Source organism: Streptomyces sp. NPDC058697 (assembly GCF_042715345.1).
Taxonomy (GTDB): Bacteria; Actinomycetota; Actinomycetes; order Streptomycetales; family Streptomycetaceae; genus Streptomyces; species Streptomyces liliifuscus.
This window is the reverse complement of the sequence record NZ_JBHXSU010000055.1, coordinates 1-22,383: the sequence shown is the minus strand read 5'-3', so window position 1 is coordinate 22,383 and position 22,383 is coordinate 1. Positions and strand designations below refer to the sequence as shown.

The 22,383-nt window shown below is 71.0% G+C and carries 16 protein-coding genes; 13 read left to right on the top strand and 3 right to left on the bottom strand.

Features of this window, described 5'->3' with window-relative positions:
* The first annotated feature begins 531 nt into the window (after nt 1–531).
* The 3 genes from ACFWXQ_RS47775 to ACFWXQ_RS47765 all read left to right on the top strand — a co-directional run bounded on the left by ACFWXQ_RS47775 (nt 532) and on the right by ACFWXQ_RS47765 (nt 6,181).
* The gene (locus tag ACFWXQ_RS47775; RefSeq protein ID WP_053723761.1) at nt 532–795 is read left to right on the top strand and encodes a WhiB family transcriptional regulator; all 264 of its coding nucleotides are present in this window, start codon (nt 532–534) and stop codon (nt 793–795) included.
* Between the two features lie 215 nt (nt 796–1,010).
* Nucleotides 1,011–4,679 (top strand): glycosyltransferase family 2 protein, encoded by a 3,669-nt coding sequence (locus ACFWXQ_RS47770; RefSeq protein ID WP_383949428.1) that lies wholly within the window; start codon nt 1,011–1,013, stop codon nt 4,677–4,679.
* Nucleotides 4,676–6,181: a DUF5719 family protein gene (locus ACFWXQ_RS47765; protein ID WP_383949425.1), complete on the top strand. Its 1,506-nt coding sequence runs from the start codon at nt 4,676–4,678 to the stop codon at nt 6,179–6,181. Before ACFWXQ_RS47770 ends, ACFWXQ_RS47765 begins: the two co-directional genes overlap by 4 nt.
* Before the next feature lie 26 nt (nt 6,182–6,207).
* Here the strand turns inward: ACFWXQ_RS47765 and ACFWXQ_RS47760 are convergent, their stop codons facing one another.
* Nucleotides 6,208–6,660, bottom strand: a complete 453-nt coding sequence (locus ACFWXQ_RS47760; protein ID WP_383949449.1) for a metallopeptidase family protein — start codon at nt 6,658–6,660, stop codon at nt 6,208–6,210.
* Between the two features lie 410 nt (nt 6,661–7,070).
* Here ACFWXQ_RS47760 and ACFWXQ_RS47755 point away from each other — a divergent pair, with 410 nt between their 5' ends.
* The 7 genes from ACFWXQ_RS47755 (at nt 7,071) to ACFWXQ_RS47725 (ending at nt 14,895) form a co-directional block, all read left to right on the top strand.
* Nucleotides 7,071–7,448 (top strand): DUF3499 domain-containing protein, encoded by a 378-nt coding sequence (locus ACFWXQ_RS47755; RefSeq protein WP_200397810.1) that lies wholly within the window; start codon nt 7,071–7,073, stop codon nt 7,446–7,448.
* A gap of 153 nt (nt 7,449–7,601) precedes the next feature.
* Nucleotides 7,602–9,218: an L-lactate permease gene (locus ACFWXQ_RS47750; protein WP_383949422.1), complete on the top strand. Its 1,617-nt coding sequence runs from the start codon at nt 7,602–7,604 to the stop codon at nt 9,216–9,218.
* A gap of 127 nt (nt 9,219–9,345) precedes the next feature.
* Nucleotides 9,346–10,710 carry a phosphomannomutase/phosphoglucomutase gene (locus ACFWXQ_RS47745; RefSeq protein ID WP_383949419.1) on the top strand — a complete coding sequence of 455 codons (1,365 nt, stop codon included), beginning with the start codon at nt 9,346–9,348 and terminating at the stop codon, nt 10,708–10,710.
* Between the two features lie 437 nt (nt 10,711–11,147).
* A complete protein-coding gene (locus ACFWXQ_RS47740; protein WP_079053628.1) occupies nt 11,148–11,318 on the top strand; it encodes a Trm112 family protein in 171 nt (56 codons plus the stop codon).
* A gap of 68 nt (nt 11,319–11,386) precedes the next feature.
* Nucleotides 11,387–12,514, top strand: a complete 1,128-nt coding sequence (locus tag ACFWXQ_RS47735) for an SIS domain-containing protein (RefSeq protein WP_383949417.1) — start codon at nt 11,387–11,389, stop codon at nt 12,512–12,514.
* Between the two features lie 64 nt (nt 12,515–12,578).
* Nucleotides 12,579–13,730 carry a mannose-6-phosphate isomerase, class I gene (gene manA / locus ACFWXQ_RS47730; protein WP_383949415.1) on the top strand — a complete coding sequence of 384 codons (1,152 nt, stop codon included), beginning with the start codon at nt 12,579–12,581 and terminating at the stop codon, nt 13,728–13,730.
* 187 nt (nt 13,731–13,917) lie between these two features.
* The gene (locus tag ACFWXQ_RS47725; RefSeq protein ID WP_383949413.1) at nt 13,918–14,895 is read left to right on the top strand and encodes a cation diffusion facilitator family transporter; all 978 of its coding nucleotides are present in this window, start codon (nt 13,918–13,920) and stop codon (nt 14,893–14,895) included.
* A 187-nt stretch (nt 14,896–15,082) separates the two neighbouring features.
* On the opposite strand, the gene ACFWXQ_RS47720 is transcribed toward ACFWXQ_RS47725, so the two are convergent.
* Nucleotides 15,083–17,185 (bottom strand): fructose-specific PTS transporter subunit EIIC, encoded by a 2,103-nt coding sequence (locus ACFWXQ_RS47720; protein WP_383955345.1) that lies wholly within the window; start codon nt 17,183–17,185, stop codon nt 15,083–15,085.
* A 418-nt stretch (nt 17,186–17,603) separates the two neighbouring features.
* Here ACFWXQ_RS47720 and ahcY point away from each other — a divergent pair, with 418 nt between their 5' ends.
* Nucleotides 17,604–19,061, top strand: coding sequence for an adenosylhomocysteinase (ahcY, locus tag ACFWXQ_RS47715; protein WP_383955343.1), 1,458 nt, complete (start codon nt 17,604–17,606; stop codon nt 19,059–19,061).
* Nucleotides 19,062–19,160: 99 nt separating this feature from the next.
* Nucleotides 19,161–19,775 carry a hypothetical protein gene (locus ACFWXQ_RS47710; protein WP_383955340.1) on the top strand — a complete coding sequence of 205 codons (615 nt, stop codon included), beginning with the start codon at nt 19,161–19,163 and terminating at the stop codon, nt 19,773–19,775.
* Nucleotides 19,776–19,812: 37 nt separating this feature from the next.
* Here the strand turns inward: ACFWXQ_RS47710 and ACFWXQ_RS47705 are convergent, their stop codons facing one another.
* Nucleotides 19,813–20,811, bottom strand: coding sequence for an RDD family protein (locus ACFWXQ_RS47705; protein WP_383955338.1), 999 nt, complete (start codon nt 20,809–20,811; stop codon nt 19,813–19,815).
* A 117-nt stretch (nt 20,812–20,928) separates the two neighbouring features.
* Here ACFWXQ_RS47705 and ACFWXQ_RS47700 point away from each other — a divergent pair, with 117 nt between their 5' ends.
* Complete coding sequence (locus ACFWXQ_RS47700; RefSeq protein ID WP_383955335.1) at nt 20,929–21,936, top strand: stage II sporulation protein M; 1,008 nt, start codon at nt 20,929–20,931, stop codon at nt 21,934–21,936.
* The last annotated feature ends 447 nt before the right edge of the window (nt 21,937–22,383 follow it).

Below are 22,383 nucleotides of genomic sequence, written 5' to 3'. Positions count from 1 at the left end.
GGGACCCGGCGGTGCGGGTCGAGGTGAATGCCAAGTTCGCGAGCATGCCCACTAGGACACCGGTTCACACTCACACTGTCAACTTGATGTCCGGTATGTGGGCGATGTTTCACCTCATCCGGTTCACCTCTGTGGCGAAAGGTTTGTGCAGGAGCTTGCGAGGACACATGGCGCACAACCGGGCGCACGAACCTCGTCGCGATCCCGTGATCCATGGGGCATCCGTGTGATCCACATGTGATCCGGTTCGCTTCGTCGTTCGTACAGGAACGAGATCGAACTTCTGAGCGTCCTTCTTCGTACAGGTCCTGCGCGGAGACGGAGCCCGGCCGGGTCCCTATTCGGCTGTCAGGGTTTATGCCGATTTGAACACTTTCCGCAAAGCCTTGGTTCCGCAGAGTGAATAAGGGGCCCAATAGCAGATCTCGGCTTGACTGGCCCGGATCGGCACACTTGTAATTTCACTCGTGTCGTTCAGCCGAAATCGGTAACGGCAGCATCACGGGGACGCGAGACGGACGAGGGGCGCACATGACCGAGCTGTTTCAGGAACTGCTGGTCGACGAGGCCGAAGAGGAGCTCGGCTGGCAGGAGCGGGCGCTCTGCGCGCAGACCGACCCCGAGTCCTTTTTCCCCGAGAAGGGCGGCTCCACCCGCGAGGCCAAGAAGGTCTGCCTCGCCTGCGAGGTCCGCTCCGAGTGCCTCGAATACGCGCTCGCCAACGACGAACGTTTCGGCATCTGGGGCGGCCTGTCCGAGCGTGAACGGCGTCGCCTGAAGAAGGCCGCCGTCTGATCGTGGCCTGATCGCCGGCTGCGCGCCGCCCGACCGAACGGCGCACACCCCTACGTTCCGATACGTAACGAACGGCCCGTCGCCGGTGGGTTGTCCACAGGCGGCGGGCCGCTGTGGTGCCCAGCCGTTAGTGTGGGCCTCCGTCCGAGACGCCCCGCTGCCCTCTGGGGGCACAGGCGTCCACCGCAGTCCATCGAACCGGGGCCCGTACCTCGATGTCCGTGCACAGCCATTCGGCAGGTCAGTACGACACTGCCGCACCCGAGTTCCCGCGGCACGTGGTCACCGCCGTGATCGTCTCGCACGACGGCGCCCGCTGGCTCCCCGACGCCCTCGCCGGGCTGCTCGGTCAGGAACGCCCCGTACAGAACGCCGTGGCGGCCGACACCGGCAGCGCGGACGACTCCGCCCGGCTGGTCACCGACGCCCTCGGCGCCGACCGGGTGCTGCACCTCGCCCGGCGCACCGGCTTCGGCCAGGCCGTCGAGGAGGCCGCCCGCACGGCCGGCGTGCTGACCCCGGACGACCTGCCGTACCTCAAGCGCCCCAGCGGCTGGGACCCGGTCACCCGCACCTGGCGCGACGACGCGTACGACATGCCGGAGCTGCCCCACGGCGAGCCCGAGCAGTGGCTGTGGCTCCTGCACGACGACTGCGCCCCCGAGGCCGACGCCCTGGCCCAGCTGCTGCGGGTCGTGGAGAACGAACGGGAGCTCGGCAAGGAAGTCGCGATCGTGGGCCCCAAGCTCCGCGGCTGGTACGACCGCAGACAGCTCCTGGAAGTCGGCGTCACCATCGCGCACAGCGGCCGCCGCTGGACCGGCCTCGACCGGCGCGAACAGGACCAGGGCCAGCACGACCACGTCAGGCCCGTGCTCGCCGTGTCCACCGCCGGCATGCTGATCCGCCGCGACGTCTTCGAGGAACTCGGCGGCTTCGACCGCCGGCTGCCCCTGATGCGCGACGACATCGACCTGTGCTGGCGTGCCCAGGCCGCGGGCCACCGCGTCCTCGTCGCCCCCGAAGCGGTCGTGCGGCACGCCGAGGCGTCCTCCCGCGAGCGGCGCACCGTCGACTGCGTGGGCCGCACCTCCGCCTCCCCGCACAAGGTCGACAAGGCCGGCGCCGTCTACACCCTCCTCGTCAACAGCCGCAGCGCGGCGCTCCCCTGGATCCTCGTACGGCTCGTCATCGGCACGCTGCTGCGCACGGTCGCGTACCTCGTGGGCAAGGTCCCCGGACAGGCGGTCGACGAGATCCGCGGCCTCCTGGGGACACTGCTGCGCCCGGAGCGCATCCTCGCGGGCCGGCGCAGGCGCGGCCGCCCCCAGGTCGACAAGGGCGAGCTGCGCCCGCTGTTCCCGCCGCCCGGCGCGACCGTGCGGGCCACGATCGAACAGGCCGCGGGCAGCCTCGCGGGCAGCTCCGACCCGGAGCTGAACGCGGCGGGACGGCACGGCAGCGCCGTGGAGTCCGGGCCCGGCGGTGACGACGCCGACTTCCTGGAGGTCGAGCAGTTCGCCCGCCTCAAGCGCGTCGCCCGCAAGCCGGGACCGATGCTCTTCGTGGCACTCCTCCTCATCTCGCTCGTCGCCTGCCGTGAGCTCTTCGGCAGCGGCGCGCTCTCGGGCGGCGCACTGCTGCCCGCCCCGGCCGACTCCTCCGAGCTGTGGTCGCGCTATCTGGACGCCTGGCATCCGGTCGGCGCCGGCGGTACGCAGTCGGCGCCGCCGTATCTCGCGCTCGTCGCGATGCTCGCGAGCCTGCTGTTCGGCTCCACCGGGCTCGCCGTCACCGTGCTGCTGGTCGGCTCGGTGCCGCTGGCTGGCTTCACCGCCTATTTCGCCTCCAGGCCGCTCGTCCAGTCCCGCCTGCTGCGCGCCTGGGCGTCCGTGGCGTACGCCTTCCTGCCCGCCGCCACCGGCGCGCTCGCGGGCGGCCGCATCGGCACGGCCGTCCTCGCCGTGCTGCTGCCCCTCATCGCGCGCGCGGGCATCGCGGCCAGTGGCCTCGCCTCGGAGACGGCGCGCGGCAGCTGGCGCGCCACCTGGGCGTACGCGCTGCTGCTGACCCTCGCCACCGCCTTCACGCCGATCGTGTGGCCCATCGCGCTCGTGCTGGGCCTTGCCCTGCTGGTGGTGCGCCGCGGCGAGATCACCGCCTACGTGCCGCGCTTCCTTGCGCAGCTCGGCACCCCGCTGCTCGTCCTCGCCCCCTGGTCGCTGACGCTGCTGCCGTTCGGCTTCTTCCAGCAGGCCGGGATGGAGTACGGGTCGGGGGCGGCCTCCGCGCTCGACCTGCTGGGCGGCAGCCCGGGCGGCCCCGGGACCGTCAGCGGGCTGATGCTCATCGGCATCGTGTGCGCCGCGGTGGCCGCGCTGGTGCGTACAGAGCGTCAGTTGGGAATCTGGACCGCCTGGGCGGCCGGCCTTGTGGGTCTCGTCTTCGCCGTCCTGTCCAACGGCTCCACCTGGGCCGGACCGGCCACCCTCGTCTACGGGCTCGCCTTTCTCGCCGCCGCCGCGCTCGGTGCCGACGGCGCACGCTCGCGCGTGGCCGAGCAGAGCTTCGGCTGGCGCCAGCCGCTCGCCGTGCTCATCGCGTTCGCCGCGGCCGCGGGACCCCTGCTCGTCGCCGCCGGGTGGATGATCCGCGGCGCGGACGGGCCCCTGGAGCGGCGCGATCCCGTCCAGGTGCCCGCGTTCGTCGCCGAGGAGAGCGGCACCCGCGACCAGGCCCGCACCCTCGTCCTGGACAGCGCCTCGCCCGCCGAGGTCGGCTACATGCTCGTCCGGGGCTCCGGCGCCCGCCTGGGCGACGCCGAACTGGCCGCGGCGGACGGCGAGAACAAGCCGCTCGACAAGGTCGTCGCGAACCTCGTGGCGGGCTCCGGCGCCGACCAGGCCGACCAGCTCGGCGGCTTCGCCGTGCGGTACGTCCTGGTGCGCGGCGGCGCGCCCCGCGAGGTCAGCCGCGTCCTGGACGCCACCCCCGGTCTGAGCAGGCTGAGCCAGCAGGACGGCAGCGCCCTGTGGCGCGTCGACCGGCAGGTCGCGCGCGCGGCCATCGTCCCCGGCTCCGGCGACCCGCAGCCCATCGCCGCCGGTCCCGTCGAACTGCACACCAAGATCCCCGCCGGTGCCGACGGCCGAGTCCTGCGCCTCGCCGACACCGCCGACGAGGGCTGGACGGCCACGCTCGACGGCAAGCCGCTGACCAGGACCACGGTCGACGGCTGGGCGCAGGGCTTCGAGCTGCCGGCCACCGCGGGCCGGCTGGACGTCACCTTCGAGGCCCCGATGAGCCACACCGGATGGCTGTGGGCGCAGGGCGCGCTCGCCGTGGTCCTCGTGGTGCTCGCCCTGCCCGGCCGCCGCCGTGACGTCGACGACGACCTCCCCGAGGAGCCCGTCGTCCCCGCCCAGGCCGTCTCCGGCGAGGGCCGCAGGGCCCGCAGGCTGCGCGCCCAGGCGGAGGCCGAACAGACGGACCGGCCCGACGAGTTCACCCCCGACGCCCCGCCCGCCACACCTCCTCCTTCGGAGGAGGTCCCGGTCGCCGCCCAGGTCCCGCAGCAGCAGACCTACGGGGAATGGGACACGACGACATACGCGGGCGCCGAGTACGGCACCTACGGCGGCGAGCAGCAGTACCAGGGCACCCCGCAGCAGTACCCGGCGGGCACCTACGACCAGCAGCAGTACCAGGCGGACCCGTACCAGACCGGCCAGTACGACCCGTACGCGTCCTACGGCACGGGGAACGCGGCGTACGACCCGACGCAGACGTACTCCCAGGGCTACGACCCGGCGTACGACCCGGACCAGCACCAGCAGCCGCCCCACGGCACCGACAGTGAGCGCCCCGACGGGAGCCAGCAGTGAACCGCACCACCGTGTCCCTGATCGCCGGCGTGACCGCGCTCGCCGCCGTCACCGGATTCGCCTCGATGTCCGAGCCGGACACCTCCGGCACGGCCACGGCGAAGGCGGCCGCCCAGCTGCCCGTGGAGCGCACCAGCCTGCTCTGCCCGGCTCCCAGCACCTCGGACCTCGCGGAGACCGCGTACACGTCCTTCACCCCCGTCGCCGAGGGCACCGGTGACGACGGCACGGCCGAACTCACGGCGGCGGGCGAGGAGCCGGCCGACGACAAGAAGGACGACAGCAAGGACGGCGACAAGGATGGCAAGGAGAAGGCCGTCCTGACGCCGAAGGAGCCGGGCAAGCCGGTCACCGGCGAGGCCTCCGGCGCCGAGTCGCCCGCGCTCGTCGGCACCGCCGAGGGCAGGTTCGCGCCCGGCTGGACCGTCCAGCAGACGACGGAGATCGAGGCGGGCAGCGGCCGCGGCCTGCTCGGCACCAACTGCACCGCCCCGGACACGGAGTTCTGGTTCCCGGGCGCCAGCACCGCCAAGGAGCGCACGGACTACGCGCACCTGACCAACCCGGACGACTCCGCCGCGGTCGCCGACATCGAGCTGTACGGCAAGGACGGCGCCCTCAAGTCGACGGTGGGGGAGGGCATCCAGATCCCGCCGCGCTCCAGCGAGGCGGTGCTCCTGTCCACGCTCATCGACGAGCCGCAGACCGACCTCACCGTGCACGTCACGGTCCGCAGCGGCCGGGTCGCCGCCGCAGTCCAGGCCATCGACGACAAGCTCGGCGGGGACTGGCTGGGCCCCTCCACCGACCCCGCGGGCAGCCTCGTCCTGCCGGGCATCCCGAAGGACGCCACGTCCGTACGGCTGGTCGCCTTCACGCCCGGGGACGCCGACGCCGACCTGAAGGTGCGGCTCGCCTCTCCGAACGGGCCGATCACCCCCGCCGGGAACGAGACGCTGCACATCAAGGCCGGCATGACCGCCGCCATCGACCTCGGTGACGTCACGCGCGGCGAGGCGGGATCCCTGATGCTGACGCCGACCGGGCGGCCCACCCCGGTCGTCGCGGCCCTCAAGGTCACACGCGGCAAGGGCGACAAGCAGGAGACGGCGTTCATCCCGGCGACCGGCCCGGTGGACACGCGCGCGACGGCCGCCGACAACCGCTCCAAGGGCTCCACGCTCTCCCTGGTGGCGCCGGGCCGCGCCGCGAAGGTCAAGGTCACGGCCTCCGCGGGCAGCGGCGGCGGCACGGCCGCGGAGAAGACGTACACGATCAGGGGCGGCACCACCCAGAACGTCGAGCTGCCCGTCCCCAGCGGCCTCAAGGGCACGTACGCCCTCACGGTCGAGCCGCAGTCCGGTGGTCCCGTCTACGCGGCGCGCATGCTCGAAGAGGCCAGCGGCGGCGTACCGATGTTCACGGTGCAGACGCTGCCGGACGACCGGGGCACGGTGGAGGTGCCGGACGCGGCGCAGGACCTCTCGGTGCTGCAGAAGTAGGACGCCGCACGCCTCTGGGCGTGCGGTCAGTCCTCCCCGTACCGGGGATCCACCGTCTCCGGAGTCAGCCCCAGCAGCTCGGCGACCTGCTCCACCACGACCTCGTGCACGAGCGCGGCCCGCTCGTCGCGCCCCTTGGTGCGGATCTCGACCGGGCGGCGGTAGACGACGACCCGGGAGGGCCGGCCCTCGCGCGCCGGGATCGTGCCCCCCAGGGGTACCGTCTCGTCGGGCCAGCCCTCGTCGCTCGCCGGATCGAGCCGGGGCACCTCCAGCACCAGGAACTCGATGTCGGCGAGCTGCGGCCAGCGCCGCTCCAGCCGCTCCACGGAGTCCTGCACCAGATCCGCGAACACCTCGCCCCGGCTCGCCGAGAGGGGTACCTGCGGCGGCGCCACGGGGCCACGCATCCCCCGCCCGTGTCGATCACGACGACGGGGCCTGGGCTCGGCGGCACGGGGCGGTACGGGGTTGTCCATCACTGACGAAGAGTAGTCCCCAGACCCTTCCCCCGCCTGCACGTGTCCACCGACGCTCACCCCCTCGGGGGAGCGGCTCCGGGGCGTCCCACGGCTCCCGTCCCACGGCGCGACCAGCGCCCGCAGCCGGCAGCGACTCACCAGCCGCGTATGCCACTTGATGACCATTCCAGCCAAGGTTGGGCTCGTTTCCATATGCCTCTAGGACCACAGAAATAACGGCAATTGACAGCTTTCGCACCAACTCGGGACCACTCCTGGACCCGTCCGAAATTTCGCCAACACCCGTACCCGCAGGTCAACAAGGCGCGCCAGGAACCACCTGTGTCAGGGGTCACACCACGACACGGTGGAGTGACCCCGGGGGGAGTCGTCGCGGCCCGCTCAAGAGTGCGGTACCGTCCAACGTCGTGAGCCCTGTACGTCGCTGTTCGCGCACCGCTTGCGGCCGTCCCGCCGTCGCGACGCTGACGTACGTCTACGCCGACTCGACCGCGGTCCTCGGCCCGCTCGCCACCTACGCCGAACCCCACTGCTACGACCTGTGCGCCGAGCACTCCGAGCGCCTCACCGCCCCGCGCGGCTGGGAGGTCGTGCGGCTCGCCGACGGCTCCGCTCCCTCCCGCCCCAGCGGTGACGACCTGGAAGCGCTCGCCAACGCCGTGCGTGAGGCGGCCCGTCCGCAGGAGCGCGCCGCACAGGCGGGCGGCGGCAACGCCCGTGGCGCGGACCCGATGGAGGTCGCCCGCCGCGGCCACCTCCGGGTGCTGCGCTCGCCGGACTCCTGAACCTCCTTCCCTCCAACGGGACTTCACCCCGTGCATATTCGGTGCACGTTTCACTCGGTGACGCACGGCCATTGACGTGAGCTTGTCGCGGACACGACCATTCCCCCGCCCGTGAGAAATCGCTTTCCGCATCGCGGAATCCGGGGAGGCTCCGTGTACATCCAGGAACTCGAGCCCGTGGCCGACTCGCTCGGCCTGTCCGCACTCGTCGCGACCCTGCCCCTCGTCATCGTCCTCGTCCTGCTCGGCGGCGTCCGGATGAAGGCGCACCTGGCGGGCCTCATCGGCCTCGCGGCCGCGGCCCTGGTCGCCTGGCTCGCTTACGGCATGCCCGTCGGCCAGACGCTCTCCAGCGCCGCCCAGGGAGCCGTGTTCGGCCTCTTCCCCATCCTGTGGATCGTCGTCAACGCCCTCTGGGTGTACCGGATGACCGTCCGCACCCGGCACTTCGACATCCTGCGCCGCTCGTTCGGGCGACTCTCCGACGACCCGCGCATCCAGGCGCTCGTCGTCGCGTTCTGCTTCGGCGCGCTCCTGGAGGCCCTCGCGGGCTTCGGCGCGCCCGTCGCGATCTGCTCGGTCATGCTGGTCGCGCTCGGCTTCGACCCCGTCCGCGCCGCCGTGGTCGCGCTGGTCGCCAACACCGCGCCGGTCGCCTTCGGGGCGATGGGCACACCGGTGGTGACACTGGCTCAAGTCACGGGCCTGCCACTGGATTCCGTCGCCTCCGTGGTGGGCCGGCAGACTCCGCTGCTCGCCCTGGTGGTGCCCCTGGTGCTCGTCTTCCTGGTGGACGGACGACGCGGTCTGCGCGAGACCTGGATCCCGGCCGTGGCGTGCGGATTCGCCTTCGCCGTCGCCCAGTTCGCCGCCTCCAACTACGTCTCCGCCCAACTCGCCGACATCGGGGCCGCCCTGGCCGGCGCGGGCGCGCTGATGGCGGTCCCGCACGCCCGCAAGCCCGCCGCCGAACCCGTACGGGCCGCGGTCCTGACCGGCGTACGCAGCGAGGACCTGGACGAGGAGGACCCGCGCCGCGAGGTACTGCGGGCGTACGCGCCGTACGCGCTGATCGTCGTGATCTTCTCCATCGCCCAGATCCCGGTGGTGAAGGACCAGTTGGCGAAGGCGACCCAAACCTTCGACTGGCCGTTCCTGAACGTCGCGAACGCGGACGGCGACCCCGTCGGCGGCAACGTCTTCACCTGGCCCATCGTGTCCACGGGCGGCACGCTCGTACTGCTCGCGGGCGTGTGCACCGCCGTCGTACTCGGGGTGCACGCGCGCGTGGCGGTCAGGGAATGGGCCGCCACCGTCCACGAGTTGAGGTTCGCGATCCTCACCGTGACGTCCGTCCTGGCGCTCGCCTATGTCATGAACCTCTCCGGACAGGCGGCCACGATCGGCCACTTCGTGGCGGCGGCAGGCGCGGGACTCGCCTTCCTGTCACCCGTCCTGGGCTGGTTCGGCGTGGCGGTCTCCGGATCGGACACCTCCGCCAACGCGCTCTTCGGCGCCCTTCAGGTGACCGCGGCCCGCGAGTCGGGGCTCTCCCCGGAGCTCCTCGCGGCCGCCAACAGCTCCGGAGGCGTCCTCGGCAAGATGATCTCGCCGCAGAACCTCACCATCGCCTGCGCGGCGGTCGGCCTCGCCGGCCGCGAGGGAGACCTGCTGCGCAAGGTGCTCCCATGGAGCCTCGGACTCCTGCTGGTCATGTGCCTGATCGTCGTCGGACAGAGCTCGCCCGTCCTGGAATGGATGCTTCCGTAAGGCCTTGCGAAGTCCGTGCGAGGTCCGTGCGCGATGTCCGCATGTGCCCTACCGGGTACCGCACGGCCGAGTGTCAGTCCGTACGGGTAGTTTGGGGCCACCGTTGAGGACTCAAGGAAGGCTGGCCGTGACCGCTGATCTGTCGCAGCTCGTTAAGGCGTACGACGTACGCGGGGTGGTCCCGGACCAGTGGGACGAGACGTTGGCCGAGCTGTTCGGCGCGGCCTTCGTACAGGTCACGGGCGCCGACGCGATCGTGACCGGGCACGACATGCGCCCCTCGTCCCCCGGTCTGTCGGGGGCCTTCGCGCGCGGTGCGGCCGCGCGCGGCGTCGACGTGACCGAGATCGGGCTGTGCTCGACGGACCAGCTGTACTACGCGTCGGGGGCGTTCGGCCTCGCGGGCGCGATGTTCACGGCCTCGCACAACCCGGCGCAGTACAACGGCATCAAGATGTGCCGCTCGGGCGCCGCCCCGGTGGGCCAGGACACCGGCCTCTCGGAGATCCGCGAACTCGTCGAGTCCTGGATCGACTCCGGAGCCCCGACGTCGGACGCGACACCGGGCACGATCACGCGGCGGGACACCCTGGAGGACTACGCGGCGCACCTGCGCGGCCTCGTCGACCTGACCGCCATCCGCCCCCTGAAGGTCGTGGTCGACGCGGGCAACGGCATGGGCGGGCACACCGTCCCGACCGTCTTCGCCGGCCTGCCCCTGACCCTCGTACCGATGTACTTCGAGCTGGACGGCACGTTCCCGAACCACGAGGCGAACCCGCTGGACCCGGCGAACATCGTCGACCTCCAGAAGCGCGTCCGCGAGGAGGACGCCGACCTAGGCATCGCCTTCGACGGCGACGCCGACCGCTGCTTCGTCGTCGACGAGCGCGGCGAGCCGGTCTCCCCGTCCGCGATCACGGCCCTGGTCGCCGCCCGCGAACTGGCCAGGAACGGCGGCAAGGGCACGGTCATCCACAACCTGATCACGTCCTGGTCGGTCCCGGAGGTCGTCCGCGAGAACGGCGGCACGCCGGTACGCACGCGCGTGGGTCACTCCTTCATCAAGGCCGAGATGGCCACGTCCGGCGCGATCTTCGGCGGCGAGCACTCCGCGCACTACTACTTCAAGGACTTCTGGAACGCGGACACGGGCATGCTCGCCGCCCTCCACGTCCTCGCCGCGCTCGGCGGCCAGGAGGGCACGCTCTCCGCCCTCGTCGCCCAGTACGACCGCTACGCCGGCTCCGGCGAGATCAACTCCACGGTCGACGACCAGACCGGCCGCCTCGCCGCCATCAAGGCCGCCTACGAGGGCCGCGAAGGCATCACCCTCGACGAACTCGACGGCCTCACCGTCTCCGCCGCCGACTGGTGGTTCAACGTCCGCCCGTCCAACACGGAACCCCTCCTCCGCCTGAACGCGGAGGCGCGGGACGGGTCGACGATGGCGAAGGTACGGGACGAGGCATTGGCGATCATCAGGGGCTGAGGGCAAGATTTTCGCCCCCGCCGCCCCTACCCATTCCCGTCCCTTACTCAGGGGCTCCGCCCCCGAACCCCCGCTCCTCAAACGCCGGAGGGGCTGAAGATCTCGTCGGCTGGGCTGAAGACTTCAGGGGGCTGAACTTTTACAGCCCAGTCCAGGCACATCTCAGCCTGTCCGGCGTTTGAGGACAAGGCCGTTCAGGCCGATTCCCACCCACCCCGGTCTACCCACCCACCCTCGTCAGCCCTCGCCCACCCAGCCCGTCCGGCGTTTGAGGACGAGGCCGTTCAGGCCGATGAGCGGGGGTCTGGGGGCGGCAGCCCCCAGGGACGGGAAGGGTAGGGGCGGCGGGGGCGGGCTCTCCCGACGCCCAGCCACCCGCAGCGGTACCCTGACCAGGCCACATCACCCGCACGACCCCGCCCCCGAAGGGACCCGACATGCCGCTCGAAGCCGGCCTCCTGGAGATCCTCGCCTGCCCGGCGTGCCACGCCCCCCTCAAGGAGCAGGAAACCGAGCTGATCTGCACAGGCCAGGACTGCGGCCTGGCCTACCCCGTCCGGGACGACATCCCGGTCCTCCTCGTGGACGAGGCCCGCCGCCCCGCATAAGGCCCGCCGCCCAGGCGACCCGCAAGGCCGAGCCCCAAGGAAGAACCGGCGACCGGAGGCTGCCGCCCATGCTCGACGAATCGCTGCTCGACGCCCCCGAGGCCCTCGCGGAGGCGGACCGCCGCGGTCTGCTCCGCGGCGCCGCCGAAGCGGGCGCCCGAGTCCGCACAGCGGCCCGGCACGCGGCCGAGGCGGGCATCCCCGAGCTCAAGCCGGACGGCCGCCCGCGAGCCGTCCTGATCGCGGGCCCCGGCGCCGCCGCGATCAGCGCCGCGGACCTGCTCGGCACCCTGGCCGGGGCGGGCTGCCCCGTCATCCGTCTGGCCCCCACCGGCGTGGCCCCGGCCGCGGGCGCACTCCGCTGGGAGCTGCCCGGCTGGGCAGGCCCCGTCGACCTGCTCCTGATCGCCACCCCGGACGGCAGCGAGCCCGGCCTCTCCCTCCTGGTCGAGCAGGCCTACCGCCGCGGCTGCACGGTCGCCGCCGTGGCCCCGGCCCGCTCCCCGCTGACCGAGGCGGTGGGCGGTGCCCACGGCCTCTACGTACAGATGGCGACCGCCCCCTACGAGCCGGGGGCGCCCTCCGCCGCGTCCGCCCCCGGAGTGCTCTGGGCGCTGCTCACGCCGCTGCTCGCGCTCCTCGACCGCACCGGCCTGGTCACCGCGCCGCCCGAGGCCCTGCAGAAGGTCGCCGACCGGCTCGACCAGATCGCGGAGCGCTGCGGCCCGGCCATCGCGACGTACAGCAACCCCGCCAAGACCCTCGCGGCCGAACTGGCAGAGGCGCTCCCGGTGATCTGGACCGAGGGCACGTCCGCGGGCCCGGCCGGCCGCCGCTTCGTCGGCGCGCTGGCCGAGCTGGCGGGCCGCCCCGCACTCGCCGCCGAACTGCCCGAGGCGCTCGACGCGCACAGCGTCCTGCTCTCGGGCGCACTGGCCGCCGGCGCCGACCCGGACGACTTCTTCCGCGACCGCGTCGAGGAAGCACAGGTCATGCACGTGCGCGTGGTTCTCCTCCGCGACCGCCCGACCGGCGGCCTCAGCGCCGCCCCCGCCGCCCGTGAACTGGCCCTCAGCCACGACACACCGATCAGCGAACTCGAACCGGAGGACGGTGGCGACCTGGAGACCCTCGCCGAGCTGATCGCCATCACGGATTTCGCCGCCGTTTACCTGGCGCTCGCCTCGGGAGCCTGACCTTGAGCCACGCCTGGTGACCAGCGCCCGCTGAGCAGCGTACGTACGGAGAAGAAAACAGAGCATGGACCGCCTCGACAACACGATCCGCCCCTACGCCTGGGGCTCCACCACGGCCATCCCGCGCCTCCTGGGCGCCGAGCCGACCGGCGAGCCGCAGGCCGAGATGTGGATGGGCGCCCACCCCGGCGCGCCCTCGCGCACCCTCCGCGGCCCGCTCACCGAGGTGATCGACAAGGCTCCCGAGAAGGAGCTGGGCCCGGCGGCCGTCGCCAAGTTCGGCCCGCGCCTCCCGTTCCTCCTCAAGCTCCTCGCCGCGGGCGCCCCCCTCTCCCTCCAGGTGCACCCCGACCTCGCCCAGGCCAAGGAGGGGTACGAGGAAGAGGAGCGCCGGGGCGTCCCGATCGACGCCCCGCACCGCAACTACAAGGACGCCAACCACAAGCCCGAACTGATCTGCGCGCTCACCGAGTTCGACGGCCTGTGCGGATTCCGGGCCCCGGCGGAGGCAGCCGACCTGCTCGCGGCCCTGGAGGTCGACTCCCTCAAGCCGTACGTCGACCTGCTGCACGCCCACCCCGAAGAGGCCGCGCTGCGCGAGGTGTTGACGGCCGTGCTGTCCGCGGACCGCGAGCAGATGGCCGCCACGGTCACCGAGGCCGCCGCGGCCTGCGCCCGGCTCGGCGGCGACCACGCCCCGTACGCCGAACTCGCCCACCACTACCCGGGCGACCCGGGCGTCATCGCCGCGATGCTGCTCAACTACGTTCAACTGCAGCCGGGAGAGGCCCTGTTCCTGGGCGCCGGCATCCCGCACGCGTATCTGAACGGCCTCGGCGTCGAGATCATGGCCAACTCCGACAACGTCCTTCGCTGCGGCCTCACCCCCAAGCACGTCGACGTCCCCGAACTCCTGCGGATCGTCCGCTTCGAGGCGAGCGACCCGGGCGTACTGCGCCCCGAGGCGTCCCCCGACGGCGAGGAGGTCTACGAAACCCCCATCGACGAGTTCCGCCTCTCCCGCTACGCCCTTGTGGCGGGCGCCCCGGTCCACGACCTCACCCTCGGCACCCCGCAGATCCTGCTGTGCACCGCGGGCTCCGTGCAGGCGGGCGAGCACGCGCTCGGCCCCGGCCGGTCCGTCTTCGTACCGGCGGGCGAGAAGGCGGAAGTGTCCGGAGACGGCACGGTCTTCAGGGCCACCGTCATCGCCTGAGCCCCGGCGATCCTCGCATCGCGGGACCCTCCCTGATGGCCTGAAACGGTCACTGTGGTGACCCGGCGCACCGATGTCGGCCCGGGCTGCAACAATGGCGCACCGCAAAGGGCGGGCAAAGCCCGGGACGGCAGCCGAGCGGGCAGAAGGCCGGCCGGGATGGCAGACGAAGGGACATCGGGAACACATGAGCGCGTCAGGCGGCACCAAAGCGATCGTGGCGGCACTCGCCGCGAACCTCGCGATCGCGGTAGCGAAGTTCGTGGCGTTCCTCTTCAGTGGTTCGTCGTCGATGCTCGCCGAATCCGTGCACTCGCTCGCCGACTCGGGGAACCAGGGCCTGCTGCTCCTCGGCGGCAAGAAGGCCAAACGCGAGGCGACCCCGCAGCACCCCTTCGGCTACGGCCGCGAGCGGTACATCTACGCCTTCCTCGTCTCGATCGTCCTCTTCTCGGTCGGCGGCATGTTCGCTATCTACGAGGGCTACGAGAAGATCAAGGACCCGCACGAGATCACCCACTGGTACTGGCCGGTGGGCGTCCTCGTCTTCGCGATCATCGCCGAGACCTTCTCCTTCCGGACGGCCATCAAGGAGTCCAACACGATCCGCGGCAAGCAGTCCTGGAAGGAGTTCGTGCGCCACGCCAAGGCCCCCGAGCTCCCGGTCGTGCTCCTTGAGGACCTGGGCGCCCTCGTCGGCCTGATCCTCGCGCTCATCGGCGTGGGCCTGGCCCTGGGCACGGGCGACGGCGTCTGGGACGGCATCGGCACCCTCTGCATCGGCATCCTGCTGATCGCCATCGCGATCGTCCTGGCCGCCGAGACCAAGTCGCTGCTCCTGGGCGAGGCCGCGGGTATCGAGGACGTCCAGAAGATCGAGGCCGCCATCGTCGACGGCGAGACGGTCCCCGCCATCATCCACATGCGTACGCTCCACCTCGGCCCCGAGGAACTGCTGGTCGCCGCCAAGATCGCCGTCCGGCACGACGAAACGGCCACCGAGGTCGCCGCCGCCATCGACGCCGCCGAGTCCCGCATCCGCGAGGCCGTCCCGATCGCCCGCGTCATCTACCTCGAACCCGACATCTACAGCGAGACCGAGGCCGCGAAGGGCCCGGACGCCGAGGCAGCCCCGGGCGGCCCGGTACCCACCGCCGAGCACTGACTTCCCGTACGGGGACGGGGGCGCTCTTTCCCCGTACGAACTCCCCGTAGGAGCCTTCCCCGTACGAGACCGGGCTCGCCGAGCGATTCGGCGGGCCCGGTCTCGTACGAGCGCCCATATGGGGCCTGTGAACGGGAGGGGCCTCGCGCCTCCGAGAGGTGCGAGGCCCCGGACGGGATCCGCGCGGCTACCGGATCTCGCGCAGCACGTCGAGAACCGCAGCCTCGTCGGGAGCCGTCAGCAGCCGCTCGCGGAACCCGGTGTCCATCAACTTCCGGGACAGCAGCGCCAGGATCCGCAGATGCTCGTCCCCGGCGGCGGCCTCGGGCACCGAGATCATGAAGACCAGCTTCGCCTTCGTACCGTCGAGCGAACCCCACTCGACACCCTCCGCCGACCGCGCGAATCCGACGACGGGCGCCGTCACGGCATCGGTCTTGGCATGCGGGATGGCGATCTCCTCGCCGAGCCCGGTCGTCCCCTGTTCCTCGCGCCGCAGCGCCGCCGCCACCAACTCCTCGACGTCCGTGACCTTCCCGGTGGCGGCCAGCAGCCCGGCCATCTCCCGGATCGCGGACTCCTTGTCACCGGAATCGAGCCGAACCTTGACGGTCTGTGCCGTGAGATACCCGGAGAGAACTTCATCGTCGAAGGCACCGGTGGATGCCGGAACCGATTCCGTCCGCTGGGCGGGAGCGTGCGCGGTGGCCGTCCCGCCGCCGACGCCGAGGCCGTCACTGCCAACGCCCACGCCAACGCCCACGCCCGCAAGAGCGAGTTCGGGCTGCGGCGAGAGACCGTCGACCACCGACCGGCCCCGCCGCCTGCGCTCGCCGACATCGATGAGCGCGACCGTCGTCAGAGCCGTCACCACGGTCCCGATCACCACGGCCACGAAGAACATCGGTACGCCGCTGACGGCGCCCAGCACCGCCACGATCGGCCCGCCGTGCGGTACCGCGTCCTCGACCCCGGCAAGACCCGCGAGCGCTCCGGCCACCGCACCGCCGAGCATGTTGGCGGGGATGACCTGCGCCGGCCGTGCGGCGGCGAACGGAATGGCGCCCTCAGATATCCCGAACAACCCCATGAACAGCGAGGCGAGACCCGTCTCGCGCTCCTGCTCGGTGTAGAGCCGCTTCCGGATCAGCGTGGCGAGGCCCTGCCCGAGCGGCATCACGGGGATCGCGGCGGCGCACATGCCCATGACCTCCTGGTTGCCGGTCGCGATGAGGCCCGCACCGAACAGGAACGCCGTCTTGTTGACCGGCCCGCCCATGTCGAACGCGATCATCAGCCCCAGGATCGCGCCGAGCAGCACCGCACTGGTCCCGGTCATCCCGCCGAGCCAGTCCGTCAGATGCTCGAAGACCCAGGAGATGGGCTCGCCGATCACGTAGATGAAGAACAGCCCGAGCGCCGTCGTCGCCACGATCGGGATCACGATGATCGGCATGATCGGCCGGACGAACTTCGGAACCTCGACCTTCTTGATCCACAGCACCAGATAGCCGGCGAGGAACCCGGTCACGATCGCCCCGATGAAGCCCGCGCCCGCCTCGGAGTCGTACAGCGAACCGGTGTTGGCGATCCACCCGCCGACCATGCCGGGTACCAGCGCGGGCCGGTCCCCGATCGCGTACGCGATATAGCCGGACAGGATCGGCACCATCAGCTGGAACCCGATGACGCCGATGTTGTTGACGTCCATCCAGAAGGAGCCCTTCGGGATGACCAGGCCGCCGGACGGATCGGTGTGCCCGCCGAGCGACAGGGAGATCGCGATCAGCAGCCCGCCGACCACGACGAACGGGATCATGTAGCTGACGCCGTTCATCAGCGCCTTGTAGCCGATGCTCCGCTCCTTGCCGCCGCCACCGCCGCTGTTGGCGGGTGAGGACGTACTGGTCCCGCCCCCACCCCCTCCGTGTACGGGCGCGGTCTTCACCTGCTCGATCAGCCGCTCGGGGTGGTGGATCCCCTCGGCGACGCCGACCGTCACGACCCGCTTCCCGGCGAACCGGCTCAGGTCCACATCCTTGTCCGCGGCGATGATCACGCCGTCCGCGGTTCTGACATCGTTGTCAGTGAGTACGTTCTCGGCCCCGATCGAGCCCTGGGTCTCCACCTTGATGTCGACGCCGAGCTGCTCCGCCGCCTGCGCGAGCTTCTCGGCCGCCATATAGGTGTGGGCAATGCCGGTCGGGCAGGCGGTCACCGCGAGCAGCTTCAACCGCTGCCGCTCGTCACCGCCGCCGCCCGTGGGGGGAAGGCCGGCCGGACTGGTCACGTCGATCTCCTAACGCCTTTGTTGTGGGGGATCGCGATCCGCGAGCTGGCTGCACATGGTCCCGATCCCCGGCATCCTGCAACAGACCCCTGCACAGGACCAAAAGTTCAAAAGTCCCGGATTGTCCGGGCTTGTTGGCCCCTGAACCCGACCCGGCGGACGCTGGGAGTCCGCTTTCCTTCTGTCCGGAGGCGGACTGGGGCCCGCTGAGCCGATCGGTGTAGATTCGTAACCGAGCCAGACGTCGCTGCTGATGGCGGTCGGGCGGCCCCGTACGGGCCGACCGAGGGAGAGAGGGCCTCCGACGGACTGCGCTGCGCAAGGCACCGGGCATTCGTGTGCCCCGTGGACGCACGTCCTGCCCCGCCGCCGCGCAGACCAGCCCACCCCACCTCGACCAACCCGAGGAGCAGCTCGAATGACCACTGTCGACAACCGACAGGACTTCAAGGTCGCCGACCTTTCCCTGGCCGACTTCGGTCGCAAGGAGATCACCCTCGCCGAGCACGAGATGCCCGGCCTGATGTCGATCCGCAAGGAGTTCGCCGAATCCCAGCCGCTGGCCGGCGCCCGCATCATGGGCTCGCTGCACATGACCGTGCAGACCGCCGTCCTGATCGAGACCCTGGTCGCCCTGGGCGCCGAGGTCCGCTGGGTGTCCTGCAACATCTTCTCCACCCAGGACCACGCGGCCGCCGCCATCGCCGTCGGCCCGAACGGCACGCCCGACAACCCCCAGGGCATCCCGGTCTTCGCCTGGAAGGGCGAGACGCTGGAGGAGTACTGGTGGTGCACGGAGCAGGCGCTGACCTGGCCGAACACCCCCACCGGCGGCCCGAACATGATCCTGGACGACGGCGGTGACGCCACCATGCTCGTCCACAAGGGCGTCGAGTACGAGAAGGCCGGCAAGGTCCCGTCCCTCGACACCGCCGAGTCCGACGAGCACCGCGTCGTCCTGGGGCTCCTGACCCGGACGATCTCGAACGGCTCGCAGAAGTGGACCCAGGTCGCCTCGGAGATCCGCGGCGTGACCGAGGAGACCACCACCGGCGTCCACCGCCTGTACGAGATGCACCGCGACGGCACCCTCCTGTTCCCGGCGATCAACGTGAACGACGCCGTCACCAAGTCGAAGTTCGACAACAAGTACGGCTGCCGCCACTCCCTGATCGACGGCATCAACCGCGCCACCGACGTCCTCATCGGCGGCAAGACCGCGGTCGTCCTCGGCTACGGCGACGTGGGCAAGGGCTGCGCGGAGTCCCTGCGCGGTCAGGGCGCCCGCGTGATCGTCACCGAGATCGACCCGATCTGCGCACTGCAGGCGGCGATGGACGGCTACCAGGTCACGACGCTCGACGAGGTCGTCGACAAGGCCGACATCTTCATCACCACGACCGGCAACAAGGACATCATCATGGCCTCGGACATGGCCAAGATGAAGCACCAGGCGATCGTGGGCAACATCGGCCACTTCGACAACGAGATCGACATGGCCGGCCTCGCGCAGATCCCGGGCATCGTCAAGGACGAGGTCAAGCCGCAGGTCCACACCTGGAAGTTCCCCGACGGCAAGGTGCTCATCGTCCTCTCCGAGGGCCGCCTGCTGAACCTGGGCAACGCGACCGGCCACCCGTCGTTCGTGATGTCCAACTCGTTCGCGGACCAGACCCTGGCCCAGATCGAGCTGTTCACCAAGCCCGAGGAGTACCCGACCGACGTCTACGTGCTGCCCAAGCACCTCGACGAGAAGGTCGCCCGCCTCCACCTGGACGCGCTCGGCGTGAAGCTCACGACGCTCCGCCCGGAGCAGGCGAGCTACATCGGCGTAGAGGTCGAGGGCCCGTACAAGTCGGACCACTACCGCTACTGAGCAGCCGAGCCCGGCGCTCAGCCGCGCTCAGCCAACGGTTGTCAGCAGGCCCCCGTCGTCACCGGCGGGGGCCTGCCCCCTACGAGGACCCGAGCCACCATGCCCCGCGGCCGATATTCGCTCCATGATCCGCACGACCACACCCCCCTCGCCGAAGAACACTTCCACTGCGCGCCCGGCCCCTCCGGCTGGCGCTACGTCTCCCAACTGAGCACCCCCTCCGGCGACCCGGCCGGTTCCGTCGACCTCGCCCTCGACGACCTCGGCCGCCCCATCCGTCTCGAACTGCACGCCTCGGGCTGGCAGGTCCGCGGCGCCGCCCTCGACGGCGTCACCTGGGTCCGCACCGACCCCACGGGAGCTCACGCCACCGAAGGCAATGTCCGCGCCCACGCCTTCACCGGCACATCCCCCGCGTTCCTCATCGCCACCGCACGTCTGCTCCGCCTCACCCCCGATGCCTCCGCCACGCGTGTACGCCTCGTCGCCTTCACGGACCCGGTCCTCGCCCCGCGCACCCTCGACCAGTCCTGGGCCCTGATCACGAGAGAAACACACGCCACTGACAACGGCCCCTTGACCGTGGAGGAATACCAGGTCACAGCCCTGGACACCGGTGAGCAGCACGCCGTGCACCTCTCCGGCGACGTGATCCTCTCCGCGCCCGGCATCGAGCTGGAGGACCTGGAATCCCCGCCGTCGGTGTTCGCCTGACGGACGAAGGCGCTGGGGCAGCCCGGGAGCGGGGTACCTACGCGGGCGGGGCGAAGCCGGTGGCGGGACGCTCGGCGTCGGTGTCCTGCGGTGCGGGTGAGGGTGCCGGTGAGGGAGCCGAGTAGCCGGCGGGCGGCGAAGCCGGTGGGTACGGGTGGGAGAGGTAGGCCGATTCCGGCGAAGGGGCCATCCCGTACGGCATCACGGGCCCGCTCGTACCAGGCGTACCAGATGCTGCTGGCGCGCCTGCCATCACCCCGCCCGCGGCGTGACCACCAGCAGTGGCCCCGCCGCTGAACGCCCGCCGGGCCTCCCGAGCCTGCCGCTCCTGCATCACGGCCGCCAGGTACGCCGCCGGCGGCACCCCCTGCGGCGCCGGAGCCCCGGTGCGCTCGGCGACATCGGCCGCGAGCCGCTCCGCCATCGACCAGCCGACCTGCGGATCGAGCTGCTGCATCCGCGTCAGGTACTGCCGGACAGCCAGCCACAGCGCATCCGGTACCCCGGACAGATCAAGGCCGGAGAACCGCCCCGCCAGCCAAGGCGGCGGCGGAGGCACGAAGGACGTACGCCCGGCGGGAATCCGTTCCCGTACGACCAGAGTCCCCGCGAACACATCGCCGAGGCGCCGCCCCCGCGCGGATACCAGCGAGGCGATGCAGGCCACGACACCGAACGTCATGAGGATCTCGACCACGCCGACCGCCCCACGCACCAGCGCGTGCCGGAACCGGATCGGCCCACCGTCGTCCCGGACCACCCGCAGCCCGCACGCCAGCTTCCCCAGCGACCGCCCATGGCTGAGCGTCTCCACGGCGATCGGCCCGCCCACCAGCAGAAGGATGAAGGCGGCGATCGACACCGCCATCCGCGCCGCGTCGTCGAGAGCGGCCGTGGACGCCACCAGGGCAATGGTCACCGCGACATAGGCGGCCACCGCCACCGCCAGGTCGAGCACCACGGCCAGCACCCGGCTCGGCAGCTTCGCGGGGCGCAACTCCAGCGCCACCGCCTCGCCCGTCACAAGCTCACTCACGCCCGCCGTCCTTCCCCGAACTGCCCCGAGGACAGCCAGTCTGCCAAGCTGAGGGCACATCGCGCCGCAGTGCGACAAGCTGACCACACGACGAGCAGCCGAGGAGCAGCCAACCCGATGGACCTCGACGTCTTCGTGTCCGCCCACCGAGCCGAATGGGACCGGCTCGACGCACTCCTCGGACGCCAAAGGCGCCTCACCGGCGCGGAGGCCGACGAACTCGTCGCCCTCTACCAGCGCACGGCGACCCATCTCTCCCTGATCCAGTCGAGCGCCCCGGACCCCCAGCTGACCGGCCGCCTCAGTCAACTGGTGGCACGCGCGCGTAGTGCGGTGACAGGCACCCGCCGAGCCTCCTGGCGCGATGTCACCCGCTTCCTCACGCACGGTTTCCCCGCCGCGGTCTACCGCTCACGCCACTGGTGGGTCCCCACCGCGCTGCTCTCCACGGCTGTCGCCATCGTCCTGGGGTGGTGGATCGGCACCCACCCGGAGGTCCAGTCCTCGATCGCGGCCCCGAGCGAACTGCGGGAGCTCACCCGCCCCGGCGGCGAGTACGAGACCTACTACTCGAGCCATTCGGCGACGTCCTTCGCGGCCCAGGTATGGACGAACAACGCCCAGGCCGCCGCGATGTGCCTGGTACTCGGTGCCTTCCTCTGCCTGCCGGTCGTCTGGATCCTCTTCCAGAACATGCTCAACGTGGGCGTGGGCATCGGCCTGATGTCCTCGGCCGGCCGACTCGACACCTTCCTCGGCCTGATCCTCCCGCACGGCCTCCTGGAACTGACCGCCGTCTTCGTAGCGGCCGGTACGGGACTACGCCTCGGCTGGACCGTCATCGACCCGGGCCCCCGCAGCCGCCGATCCGCCCTCGCCGAGGAGGGCCGAGCCGCCCTGGGCATGGCGATAGGCCTGGCCCTGGTCCTCTTCGTCTCGGGCGCCATCGAAGGCTTCGTCACCCCGTCCGGCCTCCCGACCTGGGCCCGCATCGGCATCGGCATAGCCGCCGAACTGCTGTTCCTCGCGTACGTCTACATCCTGGGCGGTCGCGCGGCGCGGGCCGGCGAGACGGGCGACGTCGAGGAAGCCGAACGCAGCGCCTCCGTACCGACCGCCGCCTGATGTGCAGGCACGCCTACTGAGCTGCTAGTCTCCTCTCCGCCCCACAAAAACCGTTGACACGGGACGCGTGGGGAGGTAGATTCGAACAGTTGCCTAGAACTGGACAAGTTCGGTGGCGGCGGTTTAACATCTGTCAGCTTCCTGGAATTCGGTTCCGGAGAAGCACTTCCCGATAAATCAGGAACGAGTGGCCGTTCAGACCGGTCAAAAACTTCTGATAAAGTCGGACTCGCCGAAAGAAAGCCACTAGGCAATCGAATAGGCAAAGGCCCCCCAACTGGCCACCGGAAATGAATTCCGACCGGAAACGGAACGGAAAACAGATCTGGTAAGGTTGGAAACACCGAAGGGGAGCCCGGAGGAAAGCCCGAGAGGGTGAGTACAAAGGAAGCGTCCGTTCCTTGAGAACTCAACAGCGTGCCAAAAATCAACGCCAGATATGTTGAT

What these genes read in the sequence shown, in the direction of transcription:
- ACFWXQ_RS47775 (WP_053723761.1), top strand. Translation starts at nt 532, where the DNA reads ATGACCGAGCTGTTTCAGGAACTGCTGGTCGACGAGGCCGAAGAGGAG.
- ACFWXQ_RS47770 (WP_383949428.1), top strand. Translation starts at nt 1,011, where the DNA reads ATGTCCGTGCACAGCCATTCGGCAGGTCAGTACGACACTGCCGCACCC.
- ACFWXQ_RS47760 (WP_383949449.1), bottom strand. Translation starts at nt 6,660, where the DNA reads ATGGACAACCCCGTACCGCCCCGTGCCGCCGAGCCCAGGCCCCGTCGT.
- ACFWXQ_RS47740 (WP_079053628.1), top strand. Translation starts at nt 11,148, where the DNA reads ATGCCGCTCGAAGCCGGCCTCCTGGAGATCCTCGCCTGCCCGGCGTGC.
- ACFWXQ_RS47735 (WP_383949417.1), top strand. Translation starts at nt 11,387, where the DNA reads ATGCTCGACGAATCGCTGCTCGACGCCCCCGAGGCCCTCGCGGAGGCG.
- manA (WP_383949415.1), top strand. Translation starts at nt 12,579, where the DNA reads ATGGACCGCCTCGACAACACGATCCGCCCCTACGCCTGGGGCTCCACC.
- ACFWXQ_RS47725 (WP_383949413.1), top strand. Translation starts at nt 13,918, where the DNA reads ATGAGCGCGTCAGGCGGCACCAAAGCGATCGTGGCGGCACTCGCCGCG.
- ahcY (WP_383955343.1), top strand. Translation starts at nt 17,604, where the DNA reads ATGACCACTGTCGACAACCGACAGGACTTCAAGGTCGCCGACCTTTCC.
- ACFWXQ_RS47710 (WP_383955340.1), top strand. Translation starts at nt 19,161, where the DNA reads ATGCCCCGCGGCCGATATTCGCTCCATGATCCGCACGACCACACCCCC.
- ACFWXQ_RS47700 (WP_383955335.1), top strand. Translation starts at nt 20,929, where the DNA reads ATGGACCTCGACGTCTTCGTGTCCGCCCACCGAGCCGAATGGGACCGG.